Origin of the sequence: Kosmotoga arenicorallina S304, from assembly GCF_001636545.1 — a bacterium.
Classification (GTDB): domain Bacteria; phylum Thermotogota; class Thermotogae; order Petrotogales; family Kosmotogaceae; genus Kosmotoga_B; species Kosmotoga_B arenicorallina.
Genome location: NZ_JFHK01000022.1, coordinates 34731 through 52212 on the forward strand (window position 1 = coordinate 34731; position 17482 = coordinate 52212).

16 protein-coding genes are annotated in these 17482 nt (G+C 40.9%); 11 read left to right on the forward strand and 5 right to left on the reverse strand.

The features are described 5' to 3' along the window. Nucleotides 1–16: 16 nt before the first annotated feature. The 5 genes from AT15_RS08770 to AT15_RS08790 form a co-directional block, all read right to left on the reverse strand. A complete protein-coding gene (locus tag AT15_RS08770) occupies nt 17–1402 on the reverse strand; it encodes a PLP-dependent cysteine synthase family protein (RefSeq protein ID WP_068348551.1) in 1386 nt (461 codons plus the stop codon). 3 nt (nt 1403–1405) lie between these two features. Then, the gene (locus AT15_RS08775; RefSeq protein WP_084251677.1) at nt 1406–3760 is read right to left on the reverse strand and encodes a xanthine dehydrogenase family protein molybdopterin-binding subunit; all 2355 of its coding nucleotides are present in this window, start codon (nt 3758–3760) and stop codon (nt 1406–1408) included. Next, nucleotides 3717–5444: an adenine deaminase gene (gene ade, locus AT15_RS08780; protein ID WP_068348554.1), complete on the reverse strand. Its 1728-nt coding sequence runs from the start codon at nt 5442–5444 to the stop codon at nt 3717–3719. Before ade ends, AT15_RS08775 begins: the two co-directional genes overlap by 44 nt. An 88-nt stretch (nt 5445–5532) precedes the next feature. Then, nucleotides 5533–7470 (reverse strand): threonine--tRNA ligase, encoded by a 1938-nt coding sequence (thrS, locus tag AT15_RS08785; protein WP_068348557.1) that lies wholly within the window; start codon nt 7468–7470, stop codon nt 5533–5535. A gap of 11 nt (nt 7471–7481) precedes the next feature. Continuing rightward, nucleotides 7482–7868, reverse strand: coding sequence for a Rid family detoxifying hydrolase (locus tag AT15_RS08790; RefSeq protein WP_068348560.1), 387 nt, complete (start codon nt 7866–7868; stop codon nt 7482–7484). A gap of 926 nt (nt 7869–8794) precedes the next feature. On the opposite strand from AT15_RS08790, the gene nadE reads away from it, so the two are divergent. The 11 genes from nadE to atpH all read left to right on the forward strand — a co-directional run bounded on the left by nadE (nt 8795) and on the right by atpH (nt 17463). Further along, a complete protein-coding gene (nadE, locus tag AT15_RS08795; protein ID WP_068348666.1) occupies nt 8795–9646 on the forward strand; it encodes an NAD(+) synthase in 852 nt (283 codons plus the stop codon). Nucleotides 9647–9826: 180 nt separating this feature from the next. Next, nucleotides 9827–10909 carry a DUF933 domain-containing protein gene (locus AT15_RS08800; protein ID WP_068348563.1) on the forward strand — a complete coding sequence of 361 codons (1083 nt, stop codon included), beginning with the start codon at nt 9827–9829 and terminating at the stop codon, nt 10907–10909. Beyond that, nucleotides 10872–11675 (forward strand): TatD family hydrolase, encoded by an 804-nt coding sequence (locus tag AT15_RS08805; protein ID WP_068348566.1) that lies wholly within the window; start codon nt 10872–10874, stop codon nt 11673–11675. The genes AT15_RS08800 and AT15_RS08805 overlap by 38 nt, the downstream gene beginning before the upstream one ends. Nucleotides 11676–11700: 25 nt before the next feature. Continuing rightward, complete coding sequence (locus AT15_RS08810; protein ID WP_068348570.1) at nt 11701–12045, forward strand: carboxymuconolactone decarboxylase family protein; 345 nt, start codon at nt 11701–11703, stop codon at nt 12043–12045. Nucleotide 12046: 1 nt separating this feature from the next. Then, nucleotides 12047–14740, forward strand: coding sequence for a DNA polymerase I (gene polA / locus AT15_RS08815; protein WP_068348573.1), 2694 nt, complete (start codon nt 12047–12049; stop codon nt 14738–14740). A gap of 10 nt (nt 14741–14750) precedes the next feature. Continuing rightward, on the forward strand, nt 14751–15038 hold the full coding sequence (locus AT15_RS08820; RefSeq protein ID WP_084251683.1) for an AtpZ/AtpI family protein: 288 nt from the start codon (nt 14751–14753) through the stop codon (nt 15036–15038). Next, on the forward strand, nt 14974–15330 hold the full coding sequence (locus tag AT15_RS08825; protein ID WP_153019736.1) for a hypothetical protein: 357 nt from the start codon (nt 14974–14976) through the stop codon (nt 15328–15330). The genes AT15_RS08820 and AT15_RS08825 overlap by 65 nt, the downstream gene beginning before the upstream one ends. Beyond that, nucleotides 15311–16153, forward strand: a complete 843-nt coding sequence (gene atpB / locus AT15_RS08830) for a F0F1 ATP synthase subunit A (protein ID WP_068348579.1) — start codon at nt 15311–15313, stop codon at nt 16151–16153. Before AT15_RS08825 ends, atpB begins: the two co-directional genes overlap by 20 nt. A gap of 23 nt (nt 16154–16176) precedes the next feature. Beyond that, nucleotides 16177–16422 carry a F0F1 ATP synthase subunit C gene (locus AT15_RS08835; RefSeq protein WP_047753921.1) on the forward strand — a complete coding sequence of 82 codons (246 nt, stop codon included), beginning with the start codon at nt 16177–16179 and terminating at the stop codon, nt 16420–16422. Nucleotides 16423–16453: 31 nt separating this feature from the next. Further along, nucleotides 16454–16939 (forward strand): F0F1 ATP synthase subunit B, encoded by a 486-nt coding sequence (atpF, locus tag AT15_RS08840; protein WP_068348582.1) that lies wholly within the window; start codon nt 16454–16456, stop codon nt 16937–16939. Next, nucleotides 16936–17463 (forward strand): ATP synthase F1 subunit delta, encoded by a 528-nt coding sequence (atpH, locus tag AT15_RS08845; RefSeq protein ID WP_068348585.1) that lies wholly within the window; start codon nt 16936–16938, stop codon nt 17461–17463. The genes atpF and atpH overlap by 4 nt, the downstream gene beginning before the upstream one ends. Nucleotides 17464–17482: the final 19 nt, after the last annotated feature.

The window sequence follows — 17482 nt, forward strand, 5'->3', positions numbered from 1 at the left end:
TTTAGCCGCCTTTAATTTATAACCCGAACTTCGAGCGATAATCAAGTAGAAGAGAATCGATTTTATTGACTTCCTGCCTTTCTCTTTTCCAAAATTCAATGCTTTTTTGCGAATTCAATTCCTCAACGTCCTTTCCCTGCTGTTCAACCCATGTGTAATATTTCAGGTTGTGCCAGCGTTGGCGATTCTCCATTGTGCCTTCAAAAATCCAATCGGTTTTTGCGCCCAGAAAAATGGACTCATAGCGATGTTTTGCCTCTGACCTGTCGAGTTTTCCGAAAGTTTTTGTCATTTGTTCCATAACAGAATGGTAGCGAGCAATATTATCCGTGGCAATGGTAACAATATTATCCTTTTCAGTCATGCCATAATACTTCGCCATTTTTATAGCTCCCAAAACGTTTGCAACACCTGAGATGCCAAAAACAGTAGAAAGAAATTCTACTGTTTTCTCAGGAAGGAATTCTTTCAAGAATTTCTTCCCCGCTTCATCTGTTAGAACTTGAAGCATTTTCTTCGATTCCATATCATCAACAGCCACCACAGCATCGTTATTCATCACGTTATGAATCCAGGTAACGTGCTTATCTCCAATCCCCTGAATGTCATGGCCACCATAGCCATTTAGTGAGAGCGTTGGGCATTGTATAGGTTCAAGGGCAACAACCTTTACATCCGGATAAACCTCTTTTACCCTATCGCCGCAGGCTATTGTTCCCGCTGAACCCACACCTGAAATAATGGCGGATACTCTCCCGTTACCAATTCCCAGCTCGTCAATGAGTTCAAGTATCGTATTTCCAGTTACATAGTAATGGAATCTGTAATTGCCAAATTCTGAAAATTGGTTGAGTATTCTAACCTTATCAGGGTTCTCAGCTTTGAGTTCCTTTGCTTTATCATATATTTCTTTAACATTAGATTCGCAACCAGGTGTGGCGATAACTCTGGCGCCATAACTTTCGATGATATCAAATCTTTCCCGGGACATTTCTTCCGGAAGGATTACGACAGAGTCAAATTTCATTCTGCATCCGACCCAGGCTCCACCTATTCCATAATTTCCGGTAGAAGGCCAAACAAGAGTATGATAAGAAGGGTCAACCTCACCTTTGAGCACTTTTTCCATGAGAATTGAATATGTTGCTCCAACCTTATGGCTGCCAGTTGGGAACTCCTTGCCGTATAATACTATAATATTTGCGTCTACGCCTGTGAGTTCCTTTGGCAACACGACATGATAAACTTCATTATCAATGTTTCGCCAGGAAATGTTAAAGAAGTTGATTGGATCCAGCGGATCTTCCGTTCTCATTTCCCATGCTCTTTTTCTGATCTTTGGATCAATCTTTTCGGGATGAAGCATTTCTTCAAATGATGGTCCTAGAACGAATTTCTCCATTTTCTAATCCTCCTTGATTAGCTTCAATATATATTCTGGAGTAGCCGGTATTCTTGTCACCCTTTTTCCTATTGCTCTCGAAATGGCATTGGCAATTGCCGCTGGTGTTGGCATCAAAGAAGGTTCACCTATGCCTTTTGCTCCATAGGGGCCGCGAGAAAAGGGATCTTCGACGATGTCGATTACGAGTTCTTCCGGTATTTCATGAATAGTCGGGATGATATAAGTGTTGAAATTATCCGTTATTATCTGTCCGTTTTTTAATTTTAAGTCTTCATAAAGAGCGTATCCCATGCCCTGAATGAAACCGCCCTGTACCTGCCCTATAATGCCTTCCGGGTTTAACGCCTTCCCGACGTCATGGCTGGTATAAGCTTTTATAACTTTCGCCTGTCCTGTGTTTAGATTGACTTCAACTACCACAATCTGGGAAGCAAAGGAATAGGTTACATAGGCTTCGCCTATTCCCCTCTCCGCATCCCATTCAAGTCTTGGTGTTTCATACCAGCCGGTCTCGTTGAGTTTTACATTTTTCCTGAAAGCCTCTTCAACCAATTCATCAAAAGACATCTCTTTATTCGAGACGGTGTCATAGAACTTACCGTTACCCCAATCTACGTTTTCAGTTGAAGAACCTGTGAGCTCACAAAACACATTGATAAGCCTTTTCCTTAATTCCGAAGCGGCGAGACGAGTGGCATTTCCACTGTAAACAGTGGTTCTCGAAGCAACAGTGGGACCACTATCTGGCACAAAAGCCGTATCAGGCTGGTGTACGTTGATTTTTTGCACATCTTGCCCGAGTTCTTCTGCGGCAATCATGGCAATAACGGTTTTCGCCCCCTGCCCCATTTCGGTACCGCCAATGCGAACATCAACAGTGCCGTCTGCATTAATCTGGACATGAGATCCGGAAGCATCAAGGTGCTGGCCGGCAGCGCCAAGGCTCACTCCATAGAAAATATGGGAGACGCCGATGCCGCGCTTTCTATTCTCATTAGTGTTGTTGAAAGTTTCCACTTCTTTCTTTAACTGTTCCCATCTGGAAATCTCCCGAAGGTTTTCGAGGGTTTTAACTGCTCCGACGCTTTCGAGTAACAAATGGTCGGTTGCTGTTTTGCTGCCTTCTCTCAAAGTGTTTTTGAGCCTTAATTCAATGGGATCTATGCCTAATTTCTTTGAGATTTCGTCCATCATGGACTCGACGGCAAAAAGCACCTGAGGGCTTCCAAAGCCTCTAAAAGCACCCGGTGGCACCTTATTTGTATACACACCGTAAACGTCAACCTTGACATCGGGTATTTCATAACTCCCGGCTGCATGAACCAAGGTTCGGAACATAACAATTGGAGACAAGGTGGCATATGCGCCCATATCCATATATGCGGCGATCTCCATAGCTTCCAATTTTCCGTCTTTGCGTACCCCGATTTTATAATGAGATTTAATTGGATGGCGTTTGGAGGTCGTTTGAATATCTACCTCACGATCATATATTAATTTAGCGGGCCTTCCAGTATTATAGGCTGCCACAGCTGCATAAGAGGCGACAAATGAAGGGACGTCTTCTTTGCCACCAAAGCCTCCACCAGTTTCCGTCTGTATAACTCGTACTCTGTTAAGCGGGATTGCCAGGACTCTGGCAACGCTATTCTGAACGTAATAAGGACACTGCATAGTGCCGTAAACGGTAAAGCCATAGTCAATATCGGGAGTAACAATTACACCTTGAGGTTCAAGATATGCCTGCTCTTGATAGTGAGCATAAAATTCGCCTTCAAATATTTCGTCGCAACGCTTAAAGCCGTTTTCAACATTTCCCTTTCTTATCTTCTTGTGTATAGAGATATTCGTTGGTTCATGAACTTTCACTTTATCTTTAATGGACTCTTCAATGGTCAAAACGGGAGGTAAATCAACAATTTCCAGCCGTACTTTTTCAGCAGCTTCTTTTGCGATTTCATAAGTTTCTGCTGCCACTACCGCAACAACATCTCCGTAATATCGTATTTTTTCGCCTATCGGGACAAGACATGGCATATCCTTTACGACTTCACCCAGCTGATTTTCACCAGGCACATCCATGTGTGTGTACACACCAATAACCCCTGGTACTTTTAGTGCTTGATCGGTATATATAGCTTTAAGAATCCCGTGGCTTTTTTTTGCCAGCACAAGGTAGCAGTATATCATCCTGTCAAAATAAATGTCAGCAACAAATTTCGCTTTTCCATCAACCTTTGGGACAGCATCAACTCTCCTGATTTTTGAGCCTATTACTGTTTCCCTATTAGTTAACGCCTTCACCTGCTTTTCACCTTCCCTCAAAAAGGGGCACAAACTGATTCTTTGTAACATCAACAAGCCCCATATTTGTCAATTTCAATTTAGGAATTACTGCAAGCTGAATAAAGGACATTGTCATAAAGAGATCTGGTATTGTGCATCCAAGATCTTTCAGAACTCTCTTTAATGTTCCTAACCTTTCAGCAACTTCTTCGCTTGAAAGGTCAGACATTAGCCCGGCAATTGGAAGGGGTAATTCCGCTATTACTCTTTCATCACAAGCAATGACAAGCCCACCGCCAAGATCTATCACCCTGTTTGCAGCAACCAGCATGTCTTCATCATTTGTTCCTAAAACACTCATATTGTGAGCATCGTGTCCAACAGAAGTTGCGACAGCACCTTTTTTCAAACCTGATCCCGTTGCAAAGGCTACGGAAATTGATTTTTTCTTATTATATCTTGAAATCGAAGCAATTTTTAATACATCCCTTTCGGTGTCAGCAACCACCTCTCCATTTCCAGTTTTTGGTTCCATAAATTTTTCGCCAGTAAGAACTTCATTGCCAAAAAGCTCAATAACCCTCATCCTACCAGGAATTGATGGAACTCTGAGATCATCAAGGGTCAGTTTTGGAGTCAAAAAGGTGTTCAATCTTTCAACGGGATATATTTTCCTTTTGATTTCGTCAATCATTTTTCCATCAACTGCAACAAGCTTAGAGTCTTTGAAAACCATATTCACCTTGAAATCATTCAAATTATCAACAACAAGCAAATCAGCTTTATAACCAGGTGCAATTGCGCCCATCGACCTTAAGTTATAGTGCATAGCGGTGTTTATGGTAGCCATTCTGATAGCAGTAACGGGGTCGATGCCGAAATCTATGGCTCTCCTGACCATATAGTCTATATGACCTTCTGCTATGATATCGTTCGGATGTTTATCGTCAGTGCAAAAAGATATAAAGGGATAATTGTGTTTGTTTATAAGTGGTAGCAAGGCATCGAGATTTCTTGCTACACTGCCTTCACGTATCAAAATATGCATTCCCCGTGCCAATTTTTCCTTTGCCTCTTCGACAGAGGTACATTCGTGGTCGGAACGAATAAAGGCGCAAATATAAGCATTTAGGTCCTTTCCAGTTATTCCCGGAATATGGCCGTCGATCTTTTTGTATTTATGCCTGAACAATTCAATTTTCGCTATGGCATCTCTGTCACCACTTATTACCGCCGGATAGTTCATAACTTCGCCAAGTCCAAGAACCCTTGGATGCTTCTCAACAAATCCAATCATGTCCATTACGGAGACGTTAGCACCGCTTGTTTCTTTGTCTGTAGCTGGAACGGAAGAAGGAAGCATGATATACAAATTTAGAGGAATGCCTTCGGTAGAGCGCAACATATATTCCACACCAGCTAACCCAAGAACATTGGCGATTTCATGGGGATCGGCTATCGCAGTTGTAGTGCCTCGCGGGAGTACAGTACGAGCAAATTCAATTGGTGAAACCATTGATGATTCTATATGAAGATGGGCGTCAATCAATCCAGGAACGACATAAGCACCCTTTAAGTCAATAATTTCCTTTCCCTTTGTGTAATTTCCAATACCAGCAATCCTTTTCCGAAATAAAGCGATGTTTCCCTGCTCAATTTCACCGCTGAAAACATTGACAATCCTGCAGTTTTTCATTAGCACGTCCGCTTCTTTTAAGCCCCTAGCCACAGGAAGGATATCTATAATGTTCATGGCTTTTCCCCCTTTGTCCTAACATTATACTATCGGATTTGCTAATGGCTAAACACAAAAATAAATCCCTGCCAGCGGCAGGGACCCATTAAGATTTGAAAATTGACCTTTTTTGCCTTTTCTTTATTTCCTCAATTATATTTGCGATAAAAGCATTTAGCTTTATGCCATAAAAATTTTCACCGGATCTCAACCTGACTGATACTGTCTCGGTATCAATCTCTTTGTCTCCGACAATAGCCATATATGGAACCTTTTGCATCTGTGCATCGCGGATTTTGTAATTAGTTGATTTAGTCCTTGAATCAACTTCAACCCTTACACCTGCATTCCTAAGCTTTTCAGCCACCTTTCTGGCGTATCCATTATGCCTATCTGCTATGGGAATCACTTTGACCTGAATAGGGGCAAGCCATGTTGGGAATGCTCCTGCATAATGCTCCAATAAAATTCCAAAGAAACGCTCAAGAGAACCGTATATCGCCCTGTGTATCATCACAGGTCGGTATTCCTGGTTGTCCGGACCGATGTATGTGAGGTTAAATCGTTCGGGCATTAGAAAATCAAGTTGAATAGTCGCACACTGCCATTCACGACCTAATGAATCGCGAACGTGAAAATCAATTTTTGGACCATAGAAAGCGCCATCACCCTCGTTTACCTTGAATTCCATTTTAGTTGACTTGAGGGCATTTCTAAGAGCATCCGTAGCAATATCCCAGATTTCGATTTCGCCCATAAAGTCCTCCGGCCGGGTGCTAAGCTCAGCCCTGTAATTAAATCCAAAAGGGCTATAAATCTTTTCTACAAAGGCAATAACACCCTTGATTTGATCCTCAATCTGTTCCTTAGTACAGAATATATGTGCATCGTCCTGCAAAAAACCTCTTACCCTGAAAATTCCGTGAAGCACGCCACTTCTTTCGTATCGGTGAACTCTACCAAATTCAAAAAATTTCATGGGAAGATCTTTATAACTTACGGAATTTGCCTTATATATTAATATATGTCCGGGACAGTTCATGGGTTTGACAGCATATTCCTGTTCTTCCTTTTCGGTGAAGTACATATTGTCCCGATAGTGATCCCAGTGGCCTGACTTTTTCCATAGGTCTATATTCATTACAAGGGGAGTTATTACCTCTTGATAACCATCTTGAAGGTGCATTTCTCTGGAAAAACTCATGAGCTCATTAAGCACCGTAGTCCCTTTGGGATGAAATAGGGGCATACCGGGAGCATACTCATAGGAGAAGCTGAAAAGCCCGAGTTGTGGACCGAGTTTTCGGTGGTCTCTCTTTTTGGCTTCTTCAAGCATTTTTAGATGTTCTTCAAGTTTGGATTTTTTTGTAAAAGCAGTTCCATATACCCTCTGAAGCATTTTGTTTTTCTCATCGCCACGCCAGTACGCGCCAGAAACAGAAAGTAGCTTGAAGTACTTCACACGTCCTGTTGATGGCATATGAGGACCTTTACAAAGATCAACAAATTCTCCTTGCTTATAAAAAGAAATCATCTCATCATCAAGTTCTTCTATTAATTCGACTTTGTAAATCTGTCCCTTTTCTTTCATGAAATTTAAAGCCTCAGCTTTTGGCAGCTCAAACCTCTCTATTGGGAGGTTTTCTTTGACAATCTTTTCCATTTCGGCTTCAATCTTCGGAAGAATATCTTCTGAGAGCTTTATATCTCCAAGGTCGAAATCATAATAAAACCCATCTTCGATTACAGGGCCAATTGCCAGCTTTACGTTGCTTTCTCCAAAAATTCTCATCATTGCTTGAGCCAGTATGTGCGAAAAGGAGTGTCTGTAAAAAACAGAGGCTTCGGGATCCTTGTCGAGAATAAGGCGCAATTTTGCCTTTTTTGGCAGTTCCCTGTTCAGATCCCACAATTCACCATTTACTTCAGCCCCGATTGTTCTTTTAAGCAGACCCGAAGAAATATCAGCAGCGATATCGGCTGGAGAAACGGGCTTTTCGTATTCCTTTATCGTCCCATCTGGTAATTCTATTATCCACTGCATCGTATTACCTCCTAAACCTCATTTTTAATATAAGCGACCCCCTCGACTTCTACTATGGCATTTTTAGGAAGTCTATTAACTTCGACCACCGCACGGGCAGGCTTATGTTCGGTAAAATAACGAGAATAAACTTCATTGAAAGCGCCGAAAAGGTCCATATCTTTTATGTATACGTTTACTTTTGCTATATCCTCAGTGCTTCCACCAGCTGCTTGAACAACAGCGATGAAATTTCTCAATGCCATATCGAAAGCCTTTTTCGGCTCATTCAGCAATTCACCGGTATCAGGGTTGAGGGGAAGTTGCCCGGAAACAAAAAGCATATTTCCTGCAAGAATTCCCTGAGAATAAGGGCCAATTGCTTTTGGCGCTTTCTCCGTACTTATCACCCTCAACACAGTATCGCCTCCAATCGGATTATTGTCAAAAAATGAATGGTTATCTTACGAAAATACGTAGCTGCCTTTTGAAACGTAGAAGCAACGACATTGGTCAGATTTTCTACATCCTGTTTTGCGAATATTATACCATTAATGTCTGGCTTGCAGTAAAGTGAAACCCGAGTGAACCGGATGTAGGGTCTGGGATCTGGAATTTAGTAAAAAGCAGTTGTGGGTTGTACGAAAACCACTTGAAATCGAGATCAGAGAACCGAGAGCCAAGAACTGAGAATTCGAGAAATAGTAAGTAATGGAGACAAGAGAATCAGAAACCCGAGAAGTAAGAAATCAAGAATTTCAAAGCTTTCTTTCTCGGTGTTTCTGGCTCTCGCTCTCTTTTGTGAAGGTCAGTTCATGGCAATGGTTCCTGCAATTATGGCTCTTTACCAATCTTTGATTATGATGATCTATCTCAAATTTAAGGAGAGAACCAAGAAGTATTTTGATACTTGATTTCAGAACACTGTATGAATGAAATTAACACGTTTTGAGCAGAAGTAATATAGATACGGGCACGAAGATTACATCTGTACTATATCTCTATCAGCTTGTGCGGATGATGTTGGAAATGAAACGCTAAGAACTAAAAAATTTGATTATTGTACCAATGATATTTCCAGCGGCCAAATAGGCCGTTTTTTAATTCAAGAAGTATTGAGGATATCGCTTACTCCAAAGGCTCTTAAATGCTTATACCAGAGTAGGCAACAGGAGACATTGATCAAATCTTATAAGGCACAGGGTATCAATCAGTCAAATGCATAAAGAAAAGATAACTGATAATAATGTATACTTTAAAGCTCTTTCGATAATTGCTTAATTCAGATCACTATACAACAGTTGGTGTATCTGCAACGGTAGTGTTAAAGTTAAGAGAGGTGTTTATTGTGGAAAAAATAATATCGTTTATTAAGCAAACCGTAGAAAGGTACAAATATTCGGGAGCTGTGGTGGGCATAAGCGGGGGGGTCGATTCAGCTGTAACCGCTGCCCTTTGTGTCAGAGCGCTGGGGAAAGAGAGAGTCTTTGGCTTGCTTTTACCTGAAAGAGATTCCTCACCAGATAGCACGAAGTTAGGTATTGAATTCTGTAATTGGCTTGGAATAAGCTATCGAATTATCAATATCACGCCAACTCTTAGAAAAATGGGTGTATATAAATTACAGCCACCAGCGTTCTTGATTCCATACAGTATTAAAAAACATTACGCTATAAAAAAATGGAAATTACAAGGAAGCGAAAACGCATTTATAAAGGACTTAAAAAATATCGGTGATGAAGAAATGAGAAGAGGGATGGCTTATTATCGCGCAAAGCACAGAGTGAGAATGTGCCTATTATACCTCGAAGCAGAGAAAAAGGGTTTTGCTGTTGTTGGTACGACTAATAGGACGGAATATTTGACAGGCTTTTATGTGAAATGGGGAGATGATGCTACCGACATAGAACCATTACTTCACCTCTACAAAACAGAGGTTTTTGAATTGGCAAGAATTCTCGAGATTCCCGAAAGGATAGTTAATAGACCTCCATCTCCCGATCTGGTTCCTGGCCTTACAGATGAAGTTGCTATGGGTATAAGTTATACCGACCTTGACAGGATTTTGCAAAAGATAGAAAAGGGTAAATCCCTTGATGATGAACTACCAGAAAAAGCAGAGAAAGTCAAGGTGCTCTTAGAGGCAGCAAAATACAGGAATTTAAGAATGCTTTCCATCAGAAGTATTGATCAATAAAGAAAAGGCATGTTTTTTCATTTTCAATGTCAGACAAGAGTGCGACAGTGATGACAGAAGCAGATAAAGATATGTTGTTTGGCTTGGTTTTGGCTTCTGATGTCCTTTGCATATGTTTCGATATCTGGTAATATATATATGTACACCATTTCCCATTAAATTGCGATGGGGGGAGTTTTGATGGAAATAGGTATTTTTGGCTTGCTAATGAGCGGTAAGAGTACCATTTTCTCATTGCTGACAGGTATTAACCCTGAAGAACATATCCACAAAAATGAGCCTTTGACAGGTGTTGCTAAGATTCACGATGAAAGGGTTGAAAAGCTTTCAGAAATATTCAAACCCAAAAAAACTACCTATGCCGCTCTTTCATTCATAGATATTCCTGGATACGATACCTCTGCAAACAGGAAAGAAAAAAACAGGATTTTTCAATTTATTCAGAATGTTGATTCAATACTGGCAATTGTAAGGGCGTTTGAAAATCCCACAGTTCCATGGCCACAAGGAGCAGAAGATCCTCTAAAACAGCTTGAAACAATAAAATCTGAATTATTGCTCAGGGATCTTGAAGTGGTAGAAAACAGACTTAATAGACTCCACGAGACAGAAAAAAAGAAAAAACTGTCACCGGATGAATCAGCTGAAAAAGAAATCCTCGAAAAAGTCATCGAGATTCTGGAACAGGAGAAGTTCGTAAGCACTGCAGAATTAAGCGGCGAAGATCTGAAGAAGATAGGGTCGCTTTCTTTGTTTACAGCAAAGCCTATAATTGTGGTTGCTAATATCGATGAAGACCAGTTCAGCAAAGGGAGTTACCCGGGAAAAGAGATGCTTATGAAAAACTGTACTGAAAACAATTTTGCGTATCTGGAACTCTCCGGAAAAATCGAACAGGAGTTAAATGCCCTTTCTCCGGAAGACAGAGAACTCTTCATGGAGGATCTTGGAATTGAAGAAAGCGGGATTCAGAGGCTGTCGAAGGTTGTGTATGAGCACGTCGGACTTATCTCTTTCCTCACCGTTGGTGAGGATGAAGTCCGAGCATGGACTGTGAAAAGAGGTGCGACTGCGCTGGATTGCGCCGCTAAAGTTCATACAGACCTTGCAAAACGCTTTATCAAAGCCGAAGTAATCTCATATGAGCATTTTATGGAAGCAGGAAATATGTCTGAAGCAAAAAATAGAGGCCTGTTAAGACTTGTCGGAAGGGAAGAGGTTGTGCATGACGGCGACATCGTCCATATCAGAGCAAACGCTTAAGCTTTGCGATACTCACTCGCATATTTCTTTTAAACAATTCGATGGCGACAGAGATCGTATCATTTCACAGCTAAAAGATGGTCAAATTGAGTTCATAATAGAGGTTGGGATTGATCTCGAAAGCTCAAAAAGAGCCGTTGAACTTGCGACGCGTTTCAACAGGATCTTTGCAGCAGTTGGGATCCATCCCCATGAAAGCGCAAAGGCATTACCGGAATATCTTGATGATTTTCGGGACCTTTTTGCCAATGACACCGTAGTAGCCATAGGCGAAATAGGGCTTGACTATTTTCGAAATCTATCGCCCAAAGAATTACAGAAGAAAGCCTTCATAGAGCAATTAGCACTTGCACAGGAGTTAAATCTTCCGGTGGTTGTGCATATTCGTGATGCTTACAATGACGCTTATGAGATATTGAAAAAATTCGGGGGAGGATTGAGGGGTGTTATTCATGCCTTTTCCGGTACCAAAGCGGATGCAAAGAATTTTATTGAACTGGGTTTTAAACTCGGAATTGGTGGCCCTTTGACATACCCGAAAAACAATGAACTCAGGGAAATTGTTCGTAAATTCCCCCTTGAATACTTTTTACCCGAAACTGATTGCCCGTATTTGCCTCCTCAAAAATACAGGGGAAAGAGAAACGAACCCCTTTATGTTCGATTTATCGAAGAAACGATTGCAGAAATAAAAGGGATATCGCTTATACATTGCGGTGCTGTTTTATGTGAGAATGCGGTCAAACTTTTTAGACTTAAAATTTAATGTGCTTTTGAAAGGGGGTTGCTTCATGGGGAAGATTGAAGAGTTCAGAAAATTCAGAGAAAAAATGAACAGGAGAATTCTTGAAACCGGTAACATAAGCACCAAGCGCTTCTTTTCCCTTGATTCAGCTGTTTACAATGATGGAGCTCTTGATGCGAAGACGAAGGAGCTTCTCGGTCTTGTGGCTTCCATGGTATTGAGGTGTGATGACTGTGTGACATATCATATTTTGCAATGCAAAGAGCTGGGGATTACAAGAGCGCAATTTATGGAAGCCTTTAATGTAGCCTTAATCGTTGGCGGATCAATTGTCATCCCCCATTTTAGGCGAGCAGTAGCTCTTCTCGATGAATTGGAAGGGGTAGACTGAAATGGCCAGCAGATTATATCTATTTGACGGCACAGCTATTGTGTATAGAGCATATTTTGCAATTGATGTATCACTCACAAATTCAAAGGGTCAACCAACCAATGCCCTTTTTGGAACCGCAAGAATGCTTTCTAAATTCATAAAAGAAAAAATGGAAGTTGGTGATTATGCTCTTTTCGCTTTTGACAGAAAAGAAGAAACCCACAGACACAAAATGTACGAGAACTATAAAGCCACTCGCAAGGCAATGCCCGATGCGCTTGTATCACAACTTTCATGGATACCGGAAATAGTTGAGGGATTCGGAGTAAGATTTCTATCTATACCAGGGCTTGAGGCCGATGACATAATAGCTACAGCTGCCACAAAATTTAGAGATCATGTAGAAGAAGTGATCATCGTCTCAGGCGATAAAGATATCCTTCAACTTGTAGATGATAAAGTGAAGGTATTGCGCTTTGTTTCCGGACTTACAGACTTTCAGGAATTTGACGTGAATAAAGTTATTGAGGTTTTCGGTTTTCCCCCATCCAAATTGCATGATTACCTTTCCCTTGTTGGGGACACTTCGGATAATATTCCGGGTGTAAGAGGGATCGGTGAAAAAACAGCTAAAGACCTTCTGAAAAAGTACGAGTCCATAGAAAATATCTATTCAAGCATAAGGCAGTTATCCCCATCTATCAGGAGAAAGCTTATTGATGGCAAGCAGTCCATGGAACTTTCAAGAAGGCTAGTGCAGCTTGTTACGAATGCTGATCTTGAGCTATCACTTGAAAGCCTTGAATACACTGGTTTGAACAAAAACAAATTGCGGGATATTTTTATGGCTATGGAGTTCTCTTCTTTGATAAAAGAATTTGGCTTGTATTCAAACGCTGAAGAGGAAAAGAAGAGTGGGGAACAAGAATACAAGCTAATTTCTTCCCCTGAAGAATTCGAAGGGTTTTTGAAGCAATTGAATGAATGCTCCCTGGTATCGATTGACTTTGAGACGACTTCATTAGATCCTCACCAGGCAGAAATTGTTGGCATCTCTTTTTCCTTTGAAGAAGGAAAGGGCTATTACCTTCCTGTTGGCCACGACACCCAGCAGTGGCAACCCGACCTAAAAGAAGTAATAAAGACCCTGAGAAGTTCGCTTTCCAATTCGGGGATAAAAATCGTTGGGCAGAACCTTAAATATGATTATGAGATAATGATCAAAAAGGGTATTCGCCCTGTGGAACCACACTTTGATACCATGATAGGAGCTTATTTGCTAAACCCTGATTCCAGACGCTTTAACCTCGATGACCTTGCACTGAAATATCTGGGATATAGAACCCAAACCTTCGAAGAACTCATGGAAAAAAACAGGATAGTGGATGATATTTCAAAAATTCCTCCAGAAGAAGCGGCGCATTACTCGATTGAAGATGCGGATGTGGCTTTGAGACTATACAGAGTTCTTTCAAAAAAGCTATATGAAACAGGTCTCGACAGAGTAATGCAGGAGATAGAAATGAAGCTCATCCCGGTTCTGGCGGACCTTGAGCTTAATGGAGTTTACGTTGATACTGAAAGGTTAAAGGAGCTCTCGATAAGCTATCAGGAAAAACTTGATAGGATATTGAAAGAACTCTTTGAACTTACCGGCGAAAGTTTTAATCCCAATTCCCCTTCGCAGGTATCTAAGGTTCTTTTTGACAAACTTGGTTTAAAACCACCAAGGAGAACTAAACAGGGTTCTTATTCTACAAGCGCAGATGTGCTGGAGTCTCTGGCTGAGGAGCATCCTGCGGTTGAAAAGTTGCTTGAATACAGGAAATATCAAAAACTCAAATCCACTTATCTGGATGCATTGCCAAAACTTGTTAATCCCATCACAGGAAGAATTCATACCAGCTTTCATCAAACAGGCACAGGAACAGGACGGCTGTCCAGCAGTAATCCAAATGTCCAAAACCTCCCGATAAAGGATGATGCCGGGAAAGAAATAAGGAACTGCGTCGTTCCCCAAAAAGACGGTTGGAAAATAGTCAGCGCAGATTATTCACAAATAGAATTGCGGGTACTTGCTCATTGTAGTGGCGACGAACAGCTCATAGAAGCTTTCAAGCTTGAAGAAGATATCCACTCTCTTACGGCTTCACGCCTTTATGGTATCTCCCAGGATTCGGTCACTGAAGAAATGAGAAAAGTCGGAAAGATGGTAAATTTTGCAATCATATATGGTATTTCGCCTTATGGTCTTGCAAAAAGACTTAAGATTTCTTCTAAAATAGCCGAAAACATGATTTCAAATTATTTCAGCGCTTATCCTGGTGTGAGAAAATACATACACGAAACCATCGAAAAGGCCCGTGAAGAAGGGTATGTAACAACTCTCTTTGGTAGAAGGCGAGAAATCCCCCACTTCCGTACGAGAAACAAAACACGAATTCAGGAAGGTGAGAGGATTGCTGTCAATACACCAATTCAGGGGACAGCAGCAGACATAATGAAAATTGCCATGATTAACGTTGATAGGCTTGTTAAAGAAGAAAAGCTTAAAGGCTTCGCAATCTTGCAGGTACATGATGAACTTGTTTTTGAAGTCCCGGAAACAGAGGTTGATAGGATTTGTGATATCCTTCGAAAAGGAATGAGTGAAGGTTTCGACCTGAAAGTACCTTTGAAGGTTGACATAAGCATAGCCGACCATTGGGCATGAAGTGATAAAAATGAAAAAAAAGTTAATCAATTTCAAAGAACTCGGAATGCTGAACATCGTTTTTCAGTTCGGTATTGTAGTACTTTCAAACGTTTTTGTTGGGGGCCTTATTGGCTATTTGTTAATGAAATATGCCAATATGGGGAAATTCTGGCTAATACTTTTCCTCATGCTCGGGATTTTTTCTGGGTTGTATCAGGGCATCAAGTATTTGCTGAAAGAAGCTGAGAAATATGAAAGATCTAACAAAGATGGCGATAAAGGAAACAACGGCACTGACAATTCTGGCACTCGCTGAAATGATATTTCTTTTTCCCTTTATCAAGGATGGTATACTTGGGATTCTTTATGGGAGTGCTTTCTCAATTACGAGCTGGTGGCTCATGGTGAAGGACGTTAAATCCTTTGTCAAAAAGGGGGCTTTATTTAAATACGGTTTCCTGTTAAGATATTTCTTGTATGCGGTCGGTATGGGAACAGCAATTTTTTATGGCAATCGCTTTTTTGTCGGAACTGTTCTCGGGATTCTAAATTTGAAATTCTCGCTCTTTATTTTTGGGAGGTGGTTGAGTGAAAATACAACTAACTAAATTCGATAAAGTCTTCCTCAGCTTGATCATCGTAGGATATGCAATAATCATGATTTACATATTGTCCACCGGTTATCAATTCCCGAAATTGGGTGAAGATGTTGGCCAAAGATGGATTTACCAGCTTCCCTTTGGAGATTCTCTTTTTAGCAGAATTAATCCGATGACTATTTTTATGAGCTGGGTTATAATGATAGTCCTGATTGCATTTGCGGCTTCGATAAAGGTATTTGAAATTATTCCCGGAAGAAAGCAGAGCTTAATTGAAATGCTTCTTGACTACCTGCTGGAGCTTACAAAAGATGCTGTTCCAAAAGAAGAATTCATACGACCAACCTTTAATATTGCTGCTACGCTTTTTCTGTTCATCTTCATTGCTAATGTAATAAGCGGATTTCCGGGAATTCAAGCCGTCCCTAAAAACGGTGGGGTAGTATTCACGATATTTGAAGATACCTGGTACACCCCTACTTCTGATTTAAACACAAATGCAACGTTCGCAGTAATGATATTATTTATCAGCCACGCTTTTGCAATAAAGGCTAAGGGTTTTGGAAAATGGTTTAAAGGTTTCTTTGAACCCTCTCCTATAATGTTTCCAATGAACCTTATAGGTGAGCTTGCGAAGCCAGTTTCACACTCTTTGAGGTTATTTGGCAACATTATGGGCGGTGGATTGCTTGTGTTGATTATTAGCTATCTCACCAAATATTTTTTAATGCCCACCTTTTTATGGGGATTTTTTGGAATCTTTGTAGGCACTATTCAAGCTCTTGTTTTTACGATTCTTGCAATTGCATATATTGGCTCAGTAATAGAATAATTTTTTTATAAGGAGGTCTGTATATGGAACTTGGTGATGCATTGGTGCAGCTTGGAAAATTCATCGGTGCTGGTCTCGCAATGGGAATTGGAGCGATTGGCCCGGGTGTTGGTGAAGGTAATATAGGTGCTAAAGCCATGGAAGCGATGGCTCGACAGCCTGAGTTGATAGGAACTCTAACCACGAGAATGCTCCTTGCAATGGCAGTTACAGAATCCACAGGACTTTATTCACTGGTCATTGCTTTTATGATTTTGCTGGTGGGTTAAACCACCCACCCCGAAAGAAGGGGGTAGAAATATGATTGAACTGAACCTAACATCACTGATACAGTTGCTGAATTTTCTCGTTTTGTTTTTTGTCCTTAAAAAGCTCCTCTTTGATAGGTTTTTTGATATTGTCGACAAGAGAAAAGAATTGGTAAAGAGTGAGCTTGAAAAAGCTGAATCTTTAAGGAAAGAAGCAGAAAAATACAAGGCTGAGCATCAAAAGGAGCTCTCAGAAGCCCACGAAAAGGCTGCTATGATCGTTGCAGCAGCAGAAAAGCAAGCAGAGAAAATTCTATTTGATGCAAAGGATAAAGCAAAAGCAGAAGCTGCTCGCATTCTAACAACAGCCGAAGCACAAATAGTGCAGGAGAGAGAAAAGGCAATGGGTGAAATCCAGAGCGTGGTTATTGCAACAGCAGTAGAAATCGCTCTAAGGATTCTGGGAAAGGAAATGGACGAAGAAGCCCGAAGGCACTATACAAAAAAGGTCATGGAAAATCTGGGTGATATGAGATGAAATATTCTCCAACAGTTGCATACCGATATGCAAAAGCTCTCTTTCTTAGTGCGGGTCCTAACAGAGAAGAGTTAGTCGAATCATTGGGTATAGCAGCTAAATTAGTTGAAAATTCTGTGATTAGGGAGATTATTCTGGATCCTACTTTATCCAGAAAAAAAGCATCGAAGATTTTGGTGAAACTACTCCCAGAAGCTCCTGAAACAATCATACGTTTTGTCGAAGTGTTGGCTGATAGGCGTAGGCTATCTTATTTACCTTATATACTCAAAAGCTACAAGGCGCTTCTTGCCGAAGCAAAACGAGAAATCGAAGTAAACGTGGAAACTCCTATCGAGCTTTCAAGTGCTGAATATAAAAGCCTTAGAAAGTTCATAATCAAAGAAACAGGAATGGAACCGAGCTTCAAAACGCAAATCAATCCAGACCTTATTGCCGGTATGATATTGCGTTTTGGGGATAAAATAGTTGATATGAGTATATCGGGAAGACTCAAAAGGATTAGACAAGGTATTGGCAGCTAAAATGAACCACTGGAGGTGG